Genomic DNA, 18,834 nt, shown 5'->3' with positions numbered 1-18,834 from the left:
CATGACGGCAGGGGCTCCGGCTGAATGTCCCGTTCTGGTGGTGCCGACCGGAGCCGGACACGGGACGCAGCGCTTCGAGACATCGTACAGGGTGCTCAGGAGCGCCCTCGACCGAGGTGCTTCCTTGTCCACTCCACGGCGTCCGCGTAGCGCGCCTCGGATCCGTGGCGGGTCGGGGTGTAGTACTCCCGGTCCTTGAGCTCCTCCGGCGCGTACTGCTGGGCGGCGATGCCTTCGGGCAGGTCGTGCGGGTACACGTAGCCCTGGGCGTGGCCGAGCTTGGCCGCGCCCTTGTAGTGCCCGTCACGCAGATGGGTCGGCACGGGTCCGGCGTGGCCCTTGCGGACGTCCTCCAGGGCGGCGCCGATGGCGGTCGTCGCCGCGTTGGACTTGGGGGCGAGGGCGAGGGCGATCGTCGCGTGGCTCAGGGTGAGCGCGGCCTCGGGGAAGCCGATCATCGCGACCGCCTGGGCGGCGGCGACGGCCGTGGGCAGCGCGTTCGGGTCGGCGAGGCCGATGTCCTCGCTGGCGGAGATCATCAGGCGGCGGGCGATGAAGCGGGGGTCCTCGCCGGCGTCGATCATCCGGGCGAGGTAGTGCAGGGCGGCGTCCACGTCGGAGCCGCGGATGGACTTGATGAGCGCGCTCGCCACGTCGTAGTGCTGGTCGCCGTCGCGGTCGTACGTCACGGCGGCGCGGTCGACGGTCTCCTCCAGGGTCTGGAGGGTGATCTCCGGCTCGCCCTTGTCGAGGGCCGCGCCGGCGGCCGCCTCCAGCGCGGTCAGGGCCCGGCGGGCGTCTCCGCCGGCGATCCGCAGCAGGTGCTCCTCGGTGTCCTCGGGGAGGCCGACGGCGCCCTTGAGGCCGCGCTCGTCACCGAGGGCCCGGCGCAGCAGCGCGCGCAGGTCGTCGTCGGTGAGCGGCTCCAGGGTGAGGAGCAGGGAGCGGGAGAGCAGGGGGGAGATCACCGAGAAGTAGGGGTTCTCGGTGGTGGCGGCGATCAGCGTGACCCAGCGGTTCTCGACGGCCGGCAGCAGGGAGTCCTGCTGGGCCTTGCTGAAGCGGTGGATCTCGTCGAGGAAGAGGACGGTCTCCTTGCCGAAGCCGCCGGTGGCCCGGCGGGCGCCGTCGATGACGGCGCGCACCTCCTTGACGCCGGCGGTGATCGCGGAGAGCTCGACGAATCGCTTCTCGGTGGCTTTGGAGACGACGTACGCGAGGGTCGTCTTTCCGGTGCCGGGCGGGCCCCAGAGGATGACCGAGGACGGCCCGGCCGGACCGCCGCCGCCCTCGGCGACGAGTCTGCGCAGGGGTGAGCCCGGCTTCAGCAGATGCTGCTGGCCCACGACGTCGTCGAGGGTGCGCGGGCGCATCCGCACCGCCAGGGGACTGCTGGACGGGTCCTTCTCCTGGCGTTCTTCTGCTGCGGCGGTGAACAGGTCGGGCTCCACGTCCAAAACCCTATGTCACGCCACTGACAATCCCCGCGGGGCGGTCAGCTGGTCCAGAAGTCCCACCAGCGGGTCAGGATCAGCATGCCGATGATGCCGATGTGCAGCACGGGCAGGACCCAGGTGAACTCGCCGAAGAAGCCCTTCGCCCAGCGCGGGGCGGGCAGGAAGCCGTTGCGGACGTTGAAGGACGTCACATACCAGAACATGGTGATCGTGGCGACCCAGGCGAGGCTGCACCACAGGCACAGCGAGTTGATCCGGTACAGCGACTGGAACTGCAGCCAGGTGCAGAACGCGACGCCGAAGAGCGTGCCGAAGTTGAAGGTGAGCCAGTACCAGCGGGGGAACGTGGCGCGGGCGAGCAGGCTCATGCCGACGCAGATCACCATGCCGTAGGCGACGAGACCGAGCATCGGATTCGGGAAGCCGAAGGCGGAGGCCTGGTCGCTCTTCATGATGTTGCCGCAGGAGACCACCGGGTTCAGGCTGCACCCGGGCACGAAGTTCGGGTTCTCCAGGAGCTTGAACTTGTCGATCGTGATGACCCACGCGGCAAGGAGACCGGCCGCGCCCGTGATCACGAGCAGCAGGGCGAGGGCGCGACTGCCGCCGGCCGTCCGGGGAGCCGCGGTGCGTTCCCGCTCGGTCGGGACGTCCTTGACTGTCGTCTTGCTCATCACGCCGTTTCCGTTGCTTCGAAGGGGCCTGCGGGCAGGCTCATTGTGCCGCACGAGCCCCCTTGTCCACCGTTCGGTGGACATAAGAAAGTACGCGCACTCTCCCCGGAGCGTTCGGTTCGGGGGGATGCTCGTCGCCATGACGACACACGGGGAGCAACTCGCGGTGGACGTACGGGGACTGCGCAAGCAGTACGGGGACGTGACCGCCGTCGACGGCATCGATCTCGGGATCCGGCGGGGTGAGGTGTTCGGCCTGCTCGGGCCGAACGGAGCGGGCAAGAGCACCACGGTGGAGATCCTTCAGGGCAACCGGCGCCGGGACGCGGGCGAGGTGTCGGTGCTGGGCTCGGACCCGGCCTCGGGCACGCGCGCGTGGCGCTCGCGGGTCGGCATCGTCTGGCAGGACGAATCGGCGCCCGCCGAGTTGACGGTGAACGAGACGGTGCGGCATTTCGCCCGGTATTACCCGAATCCACGTGATCCCGAGGAGGTCATCGGGCTCGTCGGTCTGGAGCAGAAGGCGGGCAGCCGGATCAAGTCGCTGTCGGGCGGCCAGCGCAGGCGCCTCGACGTCGCCCTGGGCGTCATCGGCGGCCCCGAACTGCTGCTCCTGGACGAGCCGACCACGGGCTTCGACCCGGCGGCGCGACGGCAGTTCTGGGAGCTGATCCGCAGGCTCGCCGACGAGGGCACGACGATCCTGCTGACCACGCACTACCTGGAGGAGGCGGAGGCCCTCGCCGACCGGCTGGCGGTGGTCGCGCGGGGCAGGGTCGTCGCCGAGGGCGAACCGGCCGCGCTGCGCGAACGCTTCGGCACGGAGGCGACGGTCGCGTGGACCGAGACCGACGGCACGGCGCGCAGCGAGCGCACGGACACGCCCACCAGGACCGTCTCCGAACTCGTCCACCGCTTCGACGGGGAGATCCCGGGGCTCCGGATCAGCCGGCCGACCCTGGAGGACGTCTATCTGCGACTGACCGGCCAGGAGGACGCGCGATGACCACGACCGACGTACGCGAACGCACCGCGACGGCGACCGGAAGACTGCCCGGCGCCTGGGGACTCGGGCTGAAGCGCGGCGCCCTGGAGATCAGGCAGTTCTTCCGGCAGCGCGACCAGGTGGTGTTCACCTTCGCCTTCCCGGTCGTCTTCCTCTTCCTGTTCGCGTCGATCTTCAGCGACGACGTGGAGGGAGCGGGCATCACGGCCTCCCAGTTGTACGTCCCGGCGATGATGGCCGCGGGCATCATGTCCACCAGTTTCCAGTCCCTGGGCATATCGATCGCGATCGAACGGGACGAGAAGGTGCTGCGCCGGCTGCGGGGCACACCGATGCCTCCGGCCGCGTACTTCCTCGGCAAGATCTGGCTGGTCCTGGTCACCGGCGCGCTGGAGACGGCGATCCTGCTCCTCGCCGGCACCACGCTGTACGACGTCGACCTGCCCGCGGACGCCGGCAAGTGGGCCGACTTCGCCTGGATCTTCGTCCTCGGCCTGACGGCCTGCGCGCTCCTCGGCATCGCGGTCAGCTCGGTCCCGAAGTCGGGCAAGAGCGCCACCTCGGTGGTCGTCCTGCCGTTCCTGGTCCTCCAGTTCATCTCCGGCGTCTACATCGCCATCGACACCATCCCGGACTGGATGCTGAACATCGGCGCGCTGTTCCCCCTCAAGTGGATGTGCCAGGGTCTGCGCGGGGTGTTCCTGCCCGAGTCGGCTCAGGTCCTGGAGCAGACCGGCGGCTGGGAGTTCGGGCGGGTCGCCCTGGTGCTGGGGGCGTGGTGCGTCGGAGGACTGCTGCTGTGCCTGCTGACGTTCCGCTGGAAGGACCGGCGCGACGGATGACCGTTCCGGCTGCGCGGGTCGGGCCGGGGCCCCTGCTGCCCGTCCCCCGGTACCCGGCGTTCTGACGCCCCGTCCCCTCCGCACCGCGGAGGGGACGGGAACGGCCGGGTCAGCCCAGGCGCGACCGCAGTTCGGCCACGATCTCGCCGACGCCGACCGCCGCCTGCTCACCGGACTCCATGTCCTTGAGCTGCACGACGCCCTCGGCGAGGTCACGCTCACCGGCCACGACGGTGTACCGCGCACCCGACCGGTTGGCGTTCTTCATCGCGCCCTTGAGGCCCTTGGCGCCGTACGAGAAGTCGGCGGGGACGCCGAACTTGCGCAGTTCGGTGACCACGCCGAACAGCACCCGGCGCGCCTCCTCCCCGAGCGGCACCGCGAACACACTGGTGGACGCGGGGATTTCGAGTTCGACGCCCTCCGCCTCCAGCGCCAGCACCGTACGGTCGACGCCGAGGGCCCAGCCGACGGACGGCAGCGCGGGGCCGCCGATCATCTCGGACAGCCCGTCGTAGCGGCCGCCGCCGCCCACCGCGGACTGCGAGCCGAGACCGTCGTGCACGAACTCGAACGTGGTGCGCGTGTAGTAGTCCAGGCCGCGCACCAGCTTCGGGTCGTCCTCGAAGGTGACGCCCGCGGCGGTGATCAGGTCGCGCACCTCCTCGTGGTACGCCTTGCACGCGTCGCAGAGGTAGTCCCGCAGCAACGGCGCGCCGGTCAGCTGCTTCTGGACGTCGTCCCGCTTGTCGTCGAGCACGCGCAGCGGGTTGATCTCCGCGCGGCGCAGCGTCTCCTCGTCGAGGTCCAGGCCGCGCAGGAACTCCTGCAACGCGGCACGGTAGACGGGGCGGCACTCCTTGTCGCCCAGGCTGTTCAGCAGGATGCGGAAGTTCCGCAGGCCCAGCGAGCGGTACGCCTGGTCCGCCAGGATGATCAGCTCGGCGTCGAGCGCCGGGTCCTCGGCGCCGATCGCCTCGGCGCCCACCTGGGAGAAGTGGCGGTAACGACCCTTCTGGGGACGCTCGTAGCGGTAGTAGGAGCCGGAGTACCAGAGCTTGACGGGGAGGTTGCCCGCCTTGTGCAGGTTGGCCTCGAGGGCCGCGCGCAGGACGGAGGCGGTGCCCTCGGGGCGCAGGGCCAGTCGGTCGCCGCCCTTGGTCTCGAAGGCGTACATCTCCTTGGTCACGATGTCGGTGGACTCGCCGACTCCGCGGGCGAACAGCTCGACGTTCTCGAAACCGGGCGTCTCGATGTAGCCGTAACCGGAGTTGCGCAGCGGCGCGGAGATGGCCTCGCGGACCGCGAGGTACTTGGCGCTCTCCGGCGGGATCAGGTCGTACGTGCCCTTGGGGGCCTTGAAGGTGCTCACGGAAGTCTCGTCACATTCCTCGTCGAGGAGCGGAGGTCGGGTCCGCTCCGCGTTCCTGGCGGTTCGCCGCCACCTGCCGCAGATACGGGTTGGCGGCGCGCTCCTGGCCGATGGTCGTCTGGGGGCCGTGGCCGGACAGCACCACGGTCGAGTCGTCGAGCGGCAGGCACACACGGCCCAGCGAGTCGAGCATCTCGTCCATGTCGCCGCCGGGCAGGTCGGTGCGTCCGACGGAGCCGGCGAAGAGCAGATCCCCGGAGAAGAACACGGACGGGATGTCCGCGCTCTCGGGCATCCGGAACGTCACCGACCCCTTCGTATGGCCCGGCGCGTGCGCGACGGACAGGTCGAGGCCCGCCAGCTTCAGCTCCGTGCCGTCGGTCAGCGTCCGCACGTCGTCCGGCTCCCCCACGGTCAGTTCGCCCATCAGCGGCATCCCGATGGAACGGCCGAGCGCCCGCTCGGGGTCGCTCATCATGTACCGGTCCTCGGGGTGGATCCAGGCGGGCACGTCGTGCGCCCCGCACACGGGAACGACCGAGGCGACGTGGTCGATGTGGCCATGGGTGAGGATGACCGCGACGGGCTTGAGCCGATGCTTGGCGAGTGCTTCCTCGACGCCCTGGGCGGCCTGATGGCCCGGGTCGATGATCACGCACTCCTCACCCGCGGCGGGGGCGACCAGGTAACAGTTGGTCCCCCAGGCCCCGGCGGGGAACCCGGCAATGAGCACGATCGTCCTTCGTGGTGGCGTACGCGCTGGTGTCGTACGGGGCGGGTGGCTGTGGATCAGAGCCTACCGGCGCTGCCGATTCCTCAGCGAACCCATATACGGTACGGGGCACACGCAGGCGGTCGGCTCACAAGACGCACGCGTCCCATCGACGTACGAGACGCACGAGGAGAAACCCGGTGGTCAGCCAGGAACAGCGGCGGCGTCAGCTCGCCCGGGAGAAGTTCTTGCGACAGCAGCAGCGCCGCACGGCCGCGCGACGCAAGACCCATACACGCAACGCGGTGATCGCGTCGGTCGTCGGCGTGCTCGTCGCCGGCGGTGCGCTGTCGTTCGCGACCGGGGTCTTCAAGAAGGACGACAAGAAGACCAGCGCCGGTTCGGAGGTGTCGCCGAGCGCCACCCCGAGCAAGGCGTCCGACCCGTGCGAGAAGCCGGCGGCGGGCAAGGTGAAGTCGCTCAGCTGGAAGAAGGAGCCGGCGGTCACCATCGACAAGTCCGCGGCCTACACGATGAAGATGGCGACGACCTGTGGCGACATAGACATCGCCCTCAAGGCGTCCGCGGCCCCGCACACGGTGAACTCGTTCTCGTACCTCGCCGGCAAGGGCTTCTTCGACCACACCAAGTGCCACCGGCTCACCACCAACGGCATCTACGTCCTGCAGTGCGGCGACCCGACCGCCCAGGGCTCCGGCGGTCCCGGCTACACGATCCCGGACGAGAACCTGAAGGACAAGACGCTCAAGGACGGGGTGTACCCGGCGGGCACGATCGCCATGGCCAACACCGGCCAGAAGCACACCGGCGGCAGCCAGTACTTCCTCGTCTACCAGGACAGCAAGTTGCCGCCCAGCTACACACCGTTCGGAACTATTTCCAAGTCCGGCATGACGGTCCTCAAGAAGATCGCGGGCGCCGGTGAGAGCACGGGCCAGGGCGACGGCGCCCCCAACGCGACCGTCGTGATCAACAAGATGACCGTGACGAAATCCTGACCGCCGCCTGAGTATTTTCGGTCGCGCGGGATGCGGACAGCCGCCCCGCCGGTCGCCTATGTTGGCCGTGACGAAACTGTGGACGATGCCCGGGGGCGGTGACGCCCCTCGCAGGCATCATGTGGAGGAGGCGCTGTGAGCAGCGACCCGTGGGGACGCGTCGACGAGACGGGGACCGTGTACGTGCGTACGGCCGACGGCGAGCAGGTCGTCGGTTCCTGGCAGGCCGGCTCCCCCGATGAGGCGCTGGCCTACTTCGAGCGCAAGTACGAAGGCCTGGTTGTCGAGATCGGCCTCCTCGAGAAGCGAGTGAAGACCACCGACCTGTCGGCGAAGGACGCCCAGGCCGCCATCGATCACATCCGCGAGCAGGTGGTGGCCCACCACGCGGTGGGTGACCTGGACGCCCTGAAGGTCCGGCTCGACAAGCTCGTGGAGACGGTCGACGCGCGTCGTGAGGAGCGCAAGGTCCAGCGGGCCAAGCAGTCCGACGAGGCGCGGCACTCCAAGGAGGCGCTGGTCGTCGAGGCCGAGGAGCTGGCGCAGAGCGACCAGTGGCGTGCCGCGGGCGAGCGGCTGCGTGCCCTGGTGGACACGTGGAAGGGGCTGCCCCGGCTCGACCGCAAGTCGGACGACGAGTTGTGGCACCGCTTCTCGCACGCCCGCTCGGCGTTCTCCAAGCGGCGCAAGGCGCACTTCGCCTCGCTGGACGCGCAGCGCGAGGAGGCCCGCAAGACCAAGGAGAAGCTGGTCACGGAGGCCGAGTCGCTGTCCGGTTCCACGGACTGGGGCCCGACGGCCGCCCGTTACCGCGAGCTGATGGCGGACTGGAAGGCGGCGGGCCGCGCTCAGCGCGAGCACGAGGACGACCTGTGGAACCGCTTCCGCGGCGCCCAGGACGTGTTCTTCGCGGCCCGTGGTTCGGTCTTCGCCGAGCGGGACGCGGAGCAGACGGAGAACCTCAAGCTCAAGGAGGAGCTGGCCGAGGAGGCCGAGAAGCTCGTCCCGGTGCAGGAGCTGAAGGCGGCCCGTGCGGCCTTCCGCTCGATCAACGAGCGCTGGGAGGCCATCGGCCATGTGCCGCGGGACGCCCGCCCGAAGGTCGAGGGCCGGATGCACGCGGTGGAGCGGGCTCTCCAGGAGTCCGAGGAGACCGAGTGGCGCCGGACGAACCCGGAGGCACGCGCGCGTGCCGAGGGTCTGACCGGTCAGCTGCAGTCCGCCGTGGACAAGCTCCAGGGCCAGATCGAGGCGGCGCGCACCGCGGGCAACACCGCGAGGGCCGACAAGCTCCAGAAGGAACTCGACGGCCGTCAGGCGCTGCTGGACCAGGCTCTGAAGGGTCTTCAGGAGTTCGGCGGCTGAGGCTTCGGCCGCAACGGCTCGACGCGAAAGGGGCTCCCGTACGCACCGTACGGGAGCCCCTTCGCGTGGTGTCCGCGCCGCCGGCCGGGCGGCCCGGAGGTCAGGCCTCCGAGGGCCTGCGGGCCGACGTCACGCGGTACACGTCGTACACGCCCTCCACGCCCCTGACCGCCTTCAGGACGTGCCCCAGGTGCTTGGGGTCGCCCATCTCGAAGGTGAAGCGGGAGGTGGCCACCCGGTCGCGGGAGGTCTGGACGGCCGCCGACAGGATGTTGACGTGCTGGTCGGACAGGACGCGTGTGACGTCCGAGAGGAGACGGGAGCGGTCCAGCGCCTCGACCTGTATGGCGACGAGGAAGACCGAGGACTGGGTGGGCGCCCACTCGACCTCGAGGATGCGCTCCGGCTCACGGGACAGCGAGTCGACGTTCACGCAGTCGCTGCGGTGGACCGAGACGCCGCTGCCGCGGGTGACGAAGCCGATGATCGGGTCGCCGGGCACCGGGGTGCAGCACCGGGCGAGCTTGACCCAGACGTCGTCGACGCCCTTGACGACCACACCGGGGTCGTTGTTGCTGCGCCGCTTGCGGCCGCGGCCCCGGGCGGGCGGTACGGACTCGTCGATCTCCTCGGTGGCGGCCTCGTCACCGCCGAGTGCCTGCACGAGCTTCTGGACGACGCTCTGCGCGGTGACGTGTCCCTCGCCGATCGCCGCGTACAGCGACGAGATGTCCGGGTAGCGCATCTCGTGCGCGAGGGTGACCAGTGAGTCGCCGGTGAAGATGCGCTGGATCGGCAGGTTCTGCTTGCGCATCGCACGCGCGATGGCGTCCTTGCCGTGCTCGATCGCCTCGTCGCGGCGCTCCTTGGAGAACCACGCGCGGATCTTGTTCCGGGCGCGCGGCGACTTCACGAAGCCGAGCCAGTCGCGGGACGGGCCCGCGCCGGCCGCCTTGGAGGTGAAGACCTCGACGAGATCGCCGTTGTCGAGGGTCGACTCGAGGGGCACGAGCCGGCCGTTGACCCGTGCTCCTATGGTCCGGTGGCCGACCTCCGTGTGGACCGCGTACGCGAAGTCCACCGGCGTGGCACCGGCCGGAAGCGCTATCACGTCGCCCTTGGGCGTGAAGACGAAGACCTCGTTGCGCGACAGGTCGAAGCGCAGGGACTCGAGGAACTCGCTGGGGTCCTCGGTCTCCTTCTGCCAGTCGAGCAACTGACGCAGCCACGCCATGTCGTTGACGGTGTCCTGGCCCGCGCTGCCCTTGGCGGCACGGGGCACGTCGGTACGGATCTTGGAGGATCCGGCGACGGTCTCCTGCTTGTACTTCCAGTGCGCCGCGATGCCGTACTCGGCGCGGCGGTGCATGTCGAAGGTGCGGATCTGCAGCTCGACGGGCTTGCCGTTCGGACCGATGACCGTCGTGTGCAGCGACTGGTACATGTTGAACTTGGGCATCGCGATGTAGTCCTTGAACCGGCCGGGGACCGGGTTCCATCGCGCGTGCACGGTGCCGAGTGCCGCGTAGCAGTCGCGGACGGTGTCCACGAGGACGCGGATGCCCACCAGGTCGTAGATCTCCGCGAAGTCACGGCCGCGGACGATCATCTTCTGGTAGACGCTGTAGTAGTGCTTCGGGCGGCCGGTGACGGTCGCCTTGATGCGGGCCGCGCGCAGATCGGACTGGACCTCGTCGGTCACTATGGCGAGGTATTCGTCGCGCTTGGGGGCGCGCTCGGCGACCAGCCGCACGATCTCGTCGTACATCTTGGGGTAGAGGATCGCGAAGGCGAGGTCCTCCAGCTCCCACTTGATGGTGTTCATGCCCAGGCGGTGGGCGAGCGGCGCGTAGATCTCCAGGGTCTCGCGCGCCTTCTTCTCCTGCTTCTCGCGCTTGAGATAGCGCATGGTGCGCATGTTGTGCAGGCGGTCGGCGAGCTTGATGACCAGGACGCGGGGGTCCTTGGCCATGGCGACGACCATCTTGCGCACGGTCTCGGCCTGCGCGGCCTCACCGAACTTGACCTTGTCGAGCTTGGTGACGCCGTCGACGAGCAGCGCGACCTGGTCGCCGAAGTCCCGCTTGAGGGTGTCCAGGCCGTACTCGGTGTCCTCGACGGTGTCGTGCAGCAGACCGGCCATCAGGGTGGCCGGGTCCATGCCCAGCTCGGCGAGGATGGTGGTGACGGCGAGCGGGTGCGTGATGTACGGGTCGCCGCTCTTGCGCTTCTGGCCGCGGTGCCAGCGCTCGGCGACCTGGTAGGCGTTCTCGATCTGGCGCAGCGTGGCCGTCTCGATCTTGGGGTCGTTGCTGCGCACCGTCCGCAGCAGCGGCTCCAGAACCGGGTTGTACGGGTTCGAGCGCTGGACGCCGAGCCGGGCCAGGCGGGCGCGGACGCGGTTGGAGGAGCCGCCCGTGCGGGCGGGCTGGCCGGCCGCGGGGCGGACCGCCGGGGTGTTCTCGGTGCGCTCGGGAGGCGCCGGCTTGGGACGTGGCTGCTCGGCCGCCGTGTCGTCCGGTGCGGACTGGGCGTGCTCGACCGGCCCGCTCGCGGCGTTCTCGGCGGGCTTCTCCACGGGACCCGAGACGGGCTCGGGCTTGGTGGAGGCGGTTCCTCCCAGGCGTTCCGCACTGGGGGCGAGTGGCTGGGCCTCGTCTGGCAAGAGGGCTCCTCGTGCGCGTTCCGGGTCCCCCGGTCAGGCTCCGGAAACCCCATGGTAGCGATCCCGGGCGCCGGACTCTCTGCCGGCCGCCGGGACCGCCTCGTACAGCGGGAACGCCGAAGGCGGGCTCCGGATTCCTCCGGGGCCCGCCTCCAGGGTGTCCTGCGGGTGTCTCGGCCTTTCGGCGGGCCGGCCCGGGACTTTCCTCCCGGAACCCGCGAAGGGCTCTCAGATCGTGAGCAGCGCGTCCAGCGGGGCTCCGGCGAGCGCCGGCTCCAGGCGGGCGCGACCGCCCAGGAAGCCCAGCTCCATCAGGACGGCGACGCCCGCGACCTCGGCGCCCGCGCGGCGGATGAGCTGCAGCGAGGCCTCGGCGGTGCCGCCGGTGGCGAGGACGTCGTCGACGACCAGCACACGGTCGCCCGCGCTCAGGTCCTCGGCGTGCACCTCGATCTCGGCGGAGCCGTACTCCAGGTCGTACGTCTGGGACAGGGTCGCTCCGGGGAGCTTGCCCGCCTTGCGCACGGGGATGAAGCCCAGCCCGGCGCGCACCGCGACCGGGGCGCCGAGGATGAACCCCCGCGCCTCCAGCCCGACGATCTTGGTGGCACCGGTGCGGGTGGCGACGTCCGCGAGGGCGTCGGTCAGCGCGCCGAACGCGGCCGGGTCGGCCAGGAGCGGGGTGATGTCCTTGAACATCACGCCCGGCTCCGGGTAGTCCGCCACGTCACGGATGCGGCTGGACAGCAGCTCCTCGATACCGGTCATCGGCGCTTGCCCGACGGACGGCCACGGCCGCGGGCACGCGACGCGGGCTGGTTGCGGGGACCGACGACGGCGGGGGCGACGTCGTCGGGCTCCTCGTCGTCGTACGACGCCTCGGCGGCCTGCGGCTCCAGGGACTCGCCCTTGGCCGCGGCCTGCGCCCGCTTGGCGAGGACGCGCTTGCGCAGCGCCTTCATCTGCGGCTCGCGCTCCTTGAGGTCGGCGACGAGCGGCGTGGCGATGAAGATCGAGGAGTACGCGCCGGCCGCGAGGCCGACGAACAGCGACAGCGAGATGTCGTTGAGCATGCCCGCGCCGAGCACACCGCCGCCGATGAACAGCAGACCGGCGACCGGCAGCAGCGCGACCACCGTGGTGTTGATGGAGCGCACCAGGGTGCTGTTGATCGAGCGGTCGGCAACGTCGCTGTAGGTCCAGCGGGTCTGCTTGGTGATGTCCTTCGTCTGCTCCTTGAGGCTGTCGAAGACGACGACCGTGTCGTAGAGCGAGTAACCGAGGATCGTGAGCAGACCGATCACCGTGCCCGGGGTGACCTCGAAGCCCACCAGGGCGTAGATGCCGACCGTGATGGTGATGTCGTGGATCAGGGCCACCAGGGCGGCGATGGCCATGCGCCACTCGAACGCGATGGCCAGGTAGATCACGACCAGGACCATGAAGATCGCCAGGCCCTCCCAGGCCTTGTTGGCGATCTGGTCACCCCAGCTGGGGCCGACCAGGTCGGCGTTGATCTTCTCCGAGTCGACACCGAGGTCCTTGGCGAGCTGGTCCTTGATCGTGTCCGACTTGTCGGTGTCGATGCCGGCGATCTGGACGCGCAGTCCGCCGTTGCCCAGCTTCTGGACGACCGCGTCGTGGCCGGAGGCGTCCTCCGCGAAGGTCTCCGCCTGGCTGACCGAGATGCTGCTCTTCTCGGTGGTGAAGACGGCGCCGCCCTGGAACTCGATGCCCATGTTCAGGCCCCGCACCGTCAGGCCGAGGATGGCCGTGATGGTGATCAGGATCGAGATGCCGTACCAGATCTTGCGCTTGCCGACGAAGTCGTAGCCGATCTCGCCGCGGTGGAGCCGGGCGCCGAGGGTGCCGAGTTTCGACATCTCACGCCTCCTTCGTGTCGACGGGGGCGGACGCGCGACGGGTGCGGCGCAGCGGCGGCTTGGCGCCCAGTCGCTTCGGGTCGAGACCGGACCAGGGGTGGCCGCTCGCGAAGAACTTCTTGCGGGCGAGGAGCGTCATCAGCGGCTTCGTGAAGAAGAACACGACGACGACGTCCAGCACCGTGGTCAGACCGAGGGTGAACGCGAAGCCCTGGACCTTGCCGACGGTGACGATGAAGAGCACCGCGGCGGCGAGGAACGACACGAAGTCGGAGACCAGGATGGTGCGCCGGGCGCGCGGCCAGGCACGCTCGACGGCGGGCCGCAGGGTGCGTCCCTCGCGGATCTCGTCCCGGATGCGTTCGAAGAACACGATGAACGAGTCCGCTGTGATACCGATCGCGACGATCGCTCCGCAGACGGCCGGAAGGTTCAGCGCGAAGCCGATGGCCGGGCCGAGCAGCGCCATCAGCACGTACGTGAGGACGGCGGAGACGAGCAGCGAGGCGATGGCGATGGCCGACAGACCCCGGTAGTAGATCACCAGGTAGAGGATGACCAGGGCGAGGCCGATGGCGCCGGCGATCAGACCGGCGTGCAGCTGCTCGCCACCGAGCGCGGCGGTCACCGTGGTGACGCTGGACTCCTTGAAGCTGAGCGGCAGGGCGCCGTACTTCAGCATGTTGGCCAGGTCCTGCGCCTCGGTCTGCGTGAAGCTGCCGGAGATCTCCGCGCTGCCGCTGAGCGACTGGGCCACGGACGGGTCGGAGACGACCTCACCGTCGAGGACGATGGCGAACTGGTTCTGCGGGGGCTGCTGCTGGGCGAGCTTGCCGGTGATGGCGGCGAACTTCTTGGAGCCACCGGACGTGAAGTCCATGGTGACCTTCCAGCCCGCGGCGCTCTGCGTGTCGAAGACAGCGCCGGCCTTCTTGATGTCCGTACCGGCCACCTCGGCCGGGCCGAGCACGTACTTCTGCCACTGGCCCGAGCCGTTCTGGCCACAGGCCACGGTCGGGTCGGCGGGCTTGGCGCCGTCACCGGCCGTGGCGCGGTCGGCCTTCTTCGAGCAGTCGAGCGCGGTGTACGCGGCCTGGAGCTTCGCGGTCGCGGGGTCCACGCTGCCGCTCGGCGTCGGCGTGGGGCTCGAGGAGGCGGAGGAGCCGGCCGACGGGCTGGAGTCCGCCTTCAGGGCGTCGGTGACCGCGCGGCCCTGGGAGGTGGCGGTCGGCGAAGGCGTCACGGAGGACGACGAGGACGACGACGGGGACGCGGTCGCCTTGTCGGTGGCCTTGTCCGTGGCCTTGGAGCTGCTCGACGTGCTCGGCGAGGGGGTGGCCGACTTGTCGGCGCCGGAGACCTCGGTGGTCAGCACGGGACGGAAGTAGAGCTTGGCCGTGGTGCCGACCTGCTCACGGGCCTGCTTGGAGTTCGTGCCCTTGGGGATGTTGACAATGATGTTGTCGGATCCCTGGGTCTGCACCTCGGCCTCGGACACACCGAGACCGTTGACACGGCGGTTCATGATGTCGACCGCAGTGTCCATGTTGGTCTTGTTGATCGCGTTGGGCTGGCCGGGCTCGTTCTTCGCCGTGAGCGTGATGCTCGTGCCGCCGGCGAGGTCGATGCCGAGACGCGGAGTGGTGTGTCCGGAGGCGAACATCCCCCCGGTGAGCGCCGCGATGGCGATCAGGATCAGGACCAGCGCGCGCCCCGGCCTGCTCTGGGCGCTGGCGCTCCGGCCCTTCTTCGGTGCTGCCACCTTCTCGTACTCCCTCTCGGGCCGCTCTGCGCCGGGTGAGCGCGGGGACGGCCATGCCATGGTGTCGGGACTCCGTGCGAGAACAGCACGTCCCGGGAGGTGCGGAGTGCGAGCGGGTCGCGCCGCGCTCCCGGGTCGTGGCTACTTCGCGTCGGCCTCGCCGTCGGTCTTCTTCGGCTCGATCGCGTCGACGTCGGCGGCCTGGTCGGCCTTCGCCTCGGTGACCTCGTCGGCGGGCGCGACGGGCGCGTCCTTCTTGCCGAGGTCGAGGGGCTTGTCGTCGGAGGCGTCGGAAGAGGCGTCGGCGGCGGGCTCGTCGGTCTCGGTGAGGGAGGAGGCGTCGTCCGGCACGTAGCTGCCGTCGGCCTTCAGGTCGTGCTCGATGCCGTGCACGATGCGGTTGTACTCGTCGTCCGTGAGGACGGCGCCGATCGAGTTCTTCGCGAAGAGCAGGTCCACGCCCGGGGCCGCGTCGAGGAGGACCGTCTCCTCGTTGACCTCCTTGACGGTGGCGTACATACCACCGATCGTGCGCACGCCAGAGCCGGGCTGCAGCTCGTTGCGCATGGAAGCAGCCTGCTGCTGCTTCTTCTTGGCCGACCGGGTCATCAGGAACATGGCCCCGATGAGCACGATGAACGGGAGGAGGGTCACGAGACTCACGGGTCGGAACTTCCTTCTTCGACCGCACATGGTGAGCGGCCTGCTGGATGGGGGTATGTATGCCGTCGGCAAGGGCGGCATCGGCGGAGTCTAAGCGAGTCCGCGCTCAGGGAACAACGCTCAGCATGGCACCGGGGTTCCTGGCCCGGCCCCTGTGCGCGCCGTCACGCCCCGAACAGGTCCTGTTGTCCCTTTCCGCCCGCGGACTGGCGGGGTGGCGTGAGGCCGAGATGCGCCCATGCCGCGGGTGTCGCCACCCGGCCACGGGGAGTACGGGCGAGGAGTCCCTCCCGTACGAGGAAGGGCTCGGCGACCTCCTCCACGGTCTCACGCTCCTCCCCCACGGCGACGGCGAGTGTGGACAGGCCGACCGGACCGCCGCCGAACAGCTTGAGGAGCGCCTCGAGGACACCGCGGTCGAGCCGGTCCAGGCCCCGCGCGTCGACCTCGTACACCTTGAGGGCCGCCGCGGCGATCTCCCGGGTGATGACCCCGTCGGCCTTGACCTGGGCGTAGTCGCGCACGCGGCGCAGCAGGCGGTTGGCGATACGGGGCGTGCCGCGGGAGCGGCCGGCGATCTCGGCGGCGCCCTCCGTGCCGATCTCCAGGTCGAGGAGGCCGGCGGAGCGGTGGATGACGCGTTCCAGCTCGCCGGGTCCGTAGAACTCCATGTGCGCGGTGAAGCCGAAGCGGTCGCGCAGGGGCGGCGGGAGCAGTCCCGCGCGCGTGGTGGCGCCGACCAGGGTGAAGGGGGGCAGCTCCAGGGGGATGGCGGTGGCGCCGGGCCCCTTGCCGACGATGACGTCGACCCGGAAGTCCTCCATCGCCATGTAGAGCATCTCCTCGGCGGGCCGGGACATGCGGTGGATCTCGTCCAGGAACAGGACCTCGCCCTCCTGGAGGGAGGAGAGGATCGCGGCGAGGTCTCCGGCGTGCTGGATGGCGGGGCCGCTGGTGATGCGGATGGGCGCGCCCATCTCGGCCGCGATGATCATGGAGAGGGTGGTCTTGCCGAGCCCGGGGGCGCCGGACAGGAGCACGTGGTCCGCGGTGGCTCCCCGCGCGCGGGCGGCCCGCAGGACCAGGTCGAGCTGTTCGCGGACCTTCTCCTGTCCGATGAACTCGTCCAGGTCCTTGGGGCGCAGGGCGGCCTCGACGGCCTGGTCCTCACGGTCGGCGACAGATCCCACCAACCGCTCCGCGGCGGTTTCGTCGGTCGTGTCGTCCCAGTTCATCGGTGGTGCCTCGCGGTCTCGTGGTGGTGGGGCGGTCGGCGGTTCGGCGGACGCGGGTCAGTCCCGCCTCGGCGGCCGGGCAGGGCGGCCCGGGCCCTCAGCGCGCCCGGTTCAGTGTCTGCAGGGCCGCCCGGAGGAGCGGGCCGACCTGCGGGGTGCCTTCGGCCGCCTCGGCCTGCGGGGCGACGGCGGAGACCGCCTCGTCGGCCTCCCGGGTCGCGTACCCGAGACCGATGAGCGCGGCGTGCAGCTGCTCGCGCCAGCCGGCGGTGACCGCCGTGCCGATGGCCGGGCCACCGGGGCCGAGGGGGGCGCCGAGCCGGTCCTTCAGCTCCAGCAGGAGCTTCTGCGCGCCCTTCTTGCCGATGCCGGGGACGGCGACGAGCGCTTTCTCGTCGCCGGTGGAGACGGCGCGGCGCAGGGCGTCCGGGCTGTGCACGGCGAGCATCGCCTGGGCGAGGCGCGGACCGACCCCGCTCGCGGTCTGGAGCAGCTCGAAGACCTGGCGCTCGTCGTCGTCGACGAAGCCGTAGAGCGTGAGGGAGTCCTCGCGGACCACGAGGGAGGTGGCGAGCTTGGTCTCACGGCCCATGCGGAGCCCGGACAGCGTGTTGGGCGAGCACTGGACGGCGATGCCGATACCGCCGACCTCGACCACGGCGGAGTCGGGGGCGAGGGCGGCCACCGGGCCGCTGACGAAGGCGATCATGCGGTACGGCCTTTCGAGGCTTGACGTGAGGCGTGTGCGGCGACGGCCTGCTGCAGGCGGTTCTGCGCGACGGCCTGGTGCTGTCCGTTCGTGGCGGCGGCCTGCTGGAGGCGGTTCTTGGCGGGGCCCCGCCAGATGTGGCAGATGGCGAGCGCGAGGGCGTCGGCGGCGTCGGCGGGCTTGGGGGGCGCGTCGAGCCGGAGCAGCCGGGTGACCATCGCGCCGACCTGCGCCTTGTCCGCGCGTCCGCTGCCGGTGACGGCGGCCTTGACCTCGCTCGGTGTGTGCAGGGCGACCGGGATGCCGCGCCGGGCCGCGCACAGCATCGCGACGGCACTGGCCTGGGCGGTGCCCATCACCGTACGGACGTTGTGCTGGCTGAACACCCGCTCCACGGCGACGAATTCGGGCCGGTACTCGTCGAGCCACTGCTCGATGCCCTGCTCGACGGCGACCAGGCGCAGGCCCAACTCGGCGTCGGCCGGGGTGCGGACGACGCCGACGCCGCACATGGTCAGGGGCCGGCCCGCGACTCCCTCGACCACCCCGACACCGCACCGGGTCAATCCCGGGTCAACCCCCAGCACCCGCACGCCGGCCCCTCCTCGGTTCGCCTGTTCGTGCAGGCTATCGGGTGGCACCGACAAAGCGACGGGCCGACGGGTGTGTGTCCCGTCGGCCCGTCGTTCGGTACGAGCCCTCAGGCGTCGACCTTCTCCATGACCTCGTCGCTGACGTCGAAGTTGGCGAAGACGTTCTGCACGTCGTCGCTGTCCTCCAGGGCGTCGATCAGCTTGAAGATCTTCCGGGCGCCGTCCTCGTCGAGCTCGACCTGCATGGTCGGGACGAAGTTGGCGTCGGCGGAGTCGTAGTCGATGCCGGCCTCCTGGAGCGCGGTGCGCACCGCGACCAGGTCGGTGGCCTCGGAGAGGACCTCGAAGGTCTCGCCGAGGTCGTTGACCTCTTCGGCACCCGCGTCGAGGACGGCGCCGAGGACGTCGTCCTCACTCAGCTCGCCCTTGGGGACGATGACGACGCCCTTGCGGTTGAAGAGGTACGACACGGAGCCCGGGTCGGCCATGTTCCCGCCGTTGCGGGTCATGGCGACGCGGACGTCCGAGGCGGCGCGGTTGCGGTTGTCGGTGAGGCACTCGATGAGCACCGCGACACCGTTCGGGCCGTAGCCCTCGTACATGATCGTCTCGTAGTCGGCGCCGCCGGCTTCGAGACCGGCTCCGCGCTTGACCGCGGAGTCGATGTTCTTGTTCGGGACCGAGCTCTTCTTGGCCTTCTGGATGGCGTCGAACAGCGTCGGGTTGCCGGACACGTCCGCGCCACCGGTACGGGCCGCGACTTCGATGTTCTTGATCATCTTCGCGAAGAGCTTGCCGCGCTTGGCGTCGATCACGGCCTTCTTGTGCTTCGTCGTAGCCCATTTAGAGTGGCCGGACATCTGCCTGTCTCCCTCGC

General features: G+C 70.1%; 17 protein-coding genes. 4 read left to right on the top strand and 13 right to left on the bottom strand.

Going from position 1 to position 18,834, the window contains the following annotated elements; all coding sequences use genetic code 11:
* Positions 1-95: 95 nt before the first annotated feature.
* Together OG406_RS32310 and OG406_RS32305 are read right to left on the bottom strand one after the other, a co-directional pair.
* Positions 96-1,451 carry a replication-associated recombination protein A gene (locus tag OG406_RS32310; protein WP_164369967.1) on the bottom strand — a complete coding sequence of 452 codons (1,356 nt, stop codon included), beginning with the start codon at positions 1,449-1,451 and terminating at the stop codon, positions 96-98.
* A gap of 44 nt (positions 1,452-1,495) precedes the next feature.
* The gene (locus OG406_RS32305; RefSeq protein WP_164369966.1) at positions 1,496-2,131 is read right to left on the bottom strand and encodes a vitamin K epoxide reductase family protein; all 636 of its coding nucleotides are present in this window, start codon (positions 2,129-2,131) and stop codon (positions 1,496-1,498) included.
* Between the two features lie 139 nt (positions 2,132-2,270).
* Between OG406_RS32305 and OG406_RS32300 the strand changes: the two genes are divergently transcribed.
* Positions 2,271-3,137, top strand: coding sequence for an ABC transporter ATP-binding protein (locus OG406_RS32300; protein ID WP_266854431.1), 867 nt, complete (start codon positions 2,271-2,273; stop codon positions 3,135-3,137).
* Positions 3,134-3,979, top strand: a complete 846-nt coding sequence (locus OG406_RS32295) for an ABC transporter permease (protein ID WP_326843581.1) — start codon at positions 3,134-3,136, stop codon at positions 3,977-3,979. Before OG406_RS32300 ends, OG406_RS32295 begins: the two co-directional genes overlap by 4 nt.
* A 109-nt stretch (positions 3,980-4,088) precedes the next feature.
* On the opposite strand, the gene hisS is transcribed toward OG406_RS32295, so the two are convergent.
* On the bottom strand, positions 4,089-5,351 hold the full coding sequence (hisS, locus tag OG406_RS32290; RefSeq protein WP_329189117.1) for a histidine--tRNA ligase: 1,263 nt from the start codon (positions 5,349-5,351) through the stop codon (positions 4,089-4,091).
* 10 nt (positions 5,352-5,361) lie between these two features.
* On the bottom strand, positions 5,362-6,084 hold the full coding sequence (locus OG406_RS32285) for an MBL fold metallo-hydrolase (protein WP_081223361.1): 723 nt from the start codon (positions 6,082-6,084) through the stop codon (positions 5,362-5,364).
* Between the two features lie 179 nt (positions 6,085-6,263).
* On the opposite strand from OG406_RS32285, the gene OG406_RS32280 reads away from it, so the two are divergent.
* Complete coding sequence (locus OG406_RS32280) at positions 6,264-7,082, top strand: peptidylprolyl isomerase (protein ID WP_164369963.1); 819 nt, start codon at positions 6,264-6,266, stop codon at positions 7,080-7,082.
* 135 nt (positions 7,083-7,217) lie between these two features.
* Positions 7,218-8,447 (top strand): DUF349 domain-containing protein, encoded by a 1,230-nt coding sequence (locus OG406_RS32275; RefSeq protein ID WP_164369962.1) that lies wholly within the window; start codon positions 7,218-7,220, stop codon positions 8,445-8,447.
* Between the two features lie 100 nt (positions 8,448-8,547).
* Here OG406_RS32275 and OG406_RS32270 read toward each other — a convergent pair whose 3' ends face one another.
* The 9 genes from OG406_RS32270 to OG406_RS32230 form a co-directional block, all read right to left on the bottom strand.
* A complete protein-coding gene (locus OG406_RS32270) occupies positions 8,548-11,112 on the bottom strand; it encodes a RelA/SpoT family protein (RefSeq protein WP_382753053.1) in 2,565 nt (854 codons plus the stop codon).
* 228 nt (positions 11,113-11,340) lie between these two features.
* Positions 11,341-11,880, bottom strand: coding sequence for an adenine phosphoribosyltransferase (locus OG406_RS32265; protein WP_266612125.1), 540 nt, complete (start codon positions 11,878-11,880; stop codon positions 11,341-11,343).
* A complete protein-coding gene (gene secF, locus OG406_RS32260) occupies positions 11,877-12,995 on the bottom strand; it encodes a protein translocase subunit SecF (RefSeq protein ID WP_164369961.1) in 1,119 nt (372 codons plus the stop codon). Before secF ends, OG406_RS32265 begins: the two co-directional genes overlap by 4 nt.
* Position 12,996: 1 nt before the next feature.
* Complete coding sequence (gene secD / locus OG406_RS32255; RefSeq protein ID WP_329189113.1) at positions 12,997-14,757, bottom strand: protein translocase subunit SecD; 1,761 nt, start codon at positions 14,755-14,757, stop codon at positions 12,997-12,999.
* A gap of 141 nt (positions 14,758-14,898) precedes the next feature.
* Positions 14,899-15,420 carry a preprotein translocase subunit YajC gene (gene yajC, locus OG406_RS32250; protein WP_081223367.1) on the bottom strand — a complete coding sequence of 174 codons (522 nt, stop codon included), beginning with the start codon at positions 15,418-15,420 and terminating at the stop codon, positions 14,899-14,901.
* A 164-nt stretch (positions 15,421-15,584) separates the two neighbouring features.
* Positions 15,585-16,655 (bottom strand): Holliday junction branch migration DNA helicase RuvB, encoded by a 1,071-nt coding sequence (gene ruvB, locus OG406_RS32245; protein WP_266612132.1) that lies wholly within the window; start codon positions 16,653-16,655, stop codon positions 15,585-15,587.
* Positions 16,656-16,752: 97 nt separating this feature from the next.
* Positions 16,753-17,364 (bottom strand): Holliday junction branch migration protein RuvA, encoded by a 612-nt coding sequence (ruvA, locus tag OG406_RS32240; protein WP_164369958.1) that lies wholly within the window; start codon positions 17,362-17,364, stop codon positions 16,753-16,755.
* Entirely contained in the window at positions 17,361-17,957 is a 597-nt protein-coding gene (gene ruvC / locus OG406_RS32235; protein ID WP_081223370.1) for a crossover junction endodeoxyribonuclease RuvC, read from the bottom strand. The genes ruvA and ruvC overlap by 4 nt, the downstream gene beginning before the upstream one ends.
* Positions 17,958-18,064: 107 nt before the next feature.
* Positions 18,065-18,817, bottom strand: coding sequence for a YebC/PmpR family DNA-binding transcriptional regulator (locus tag OG406_RS32230; protein ID WP_164369957.1), 753 nt, complete (start codon positions 18,815-18,817; stop codon positions 18,065-18,067).
* Between the last annotated feature and the right edge of the window lie 17 nt (positions 18,818-18,834).

The organism is Streptomyces sp. NBC_01428, from assembly GCF_036231965.1.
GTDB lineage: Bacteria > Actinomycetota > Actinomycetes > Streptomycetales > Streptomycetaceae > Streptomyces.
The sequence above is the reverse complement of the archived record's forward strand: the minus strand, read 5'-3'. Positions and strand labels throughout refer to the sequence as shown.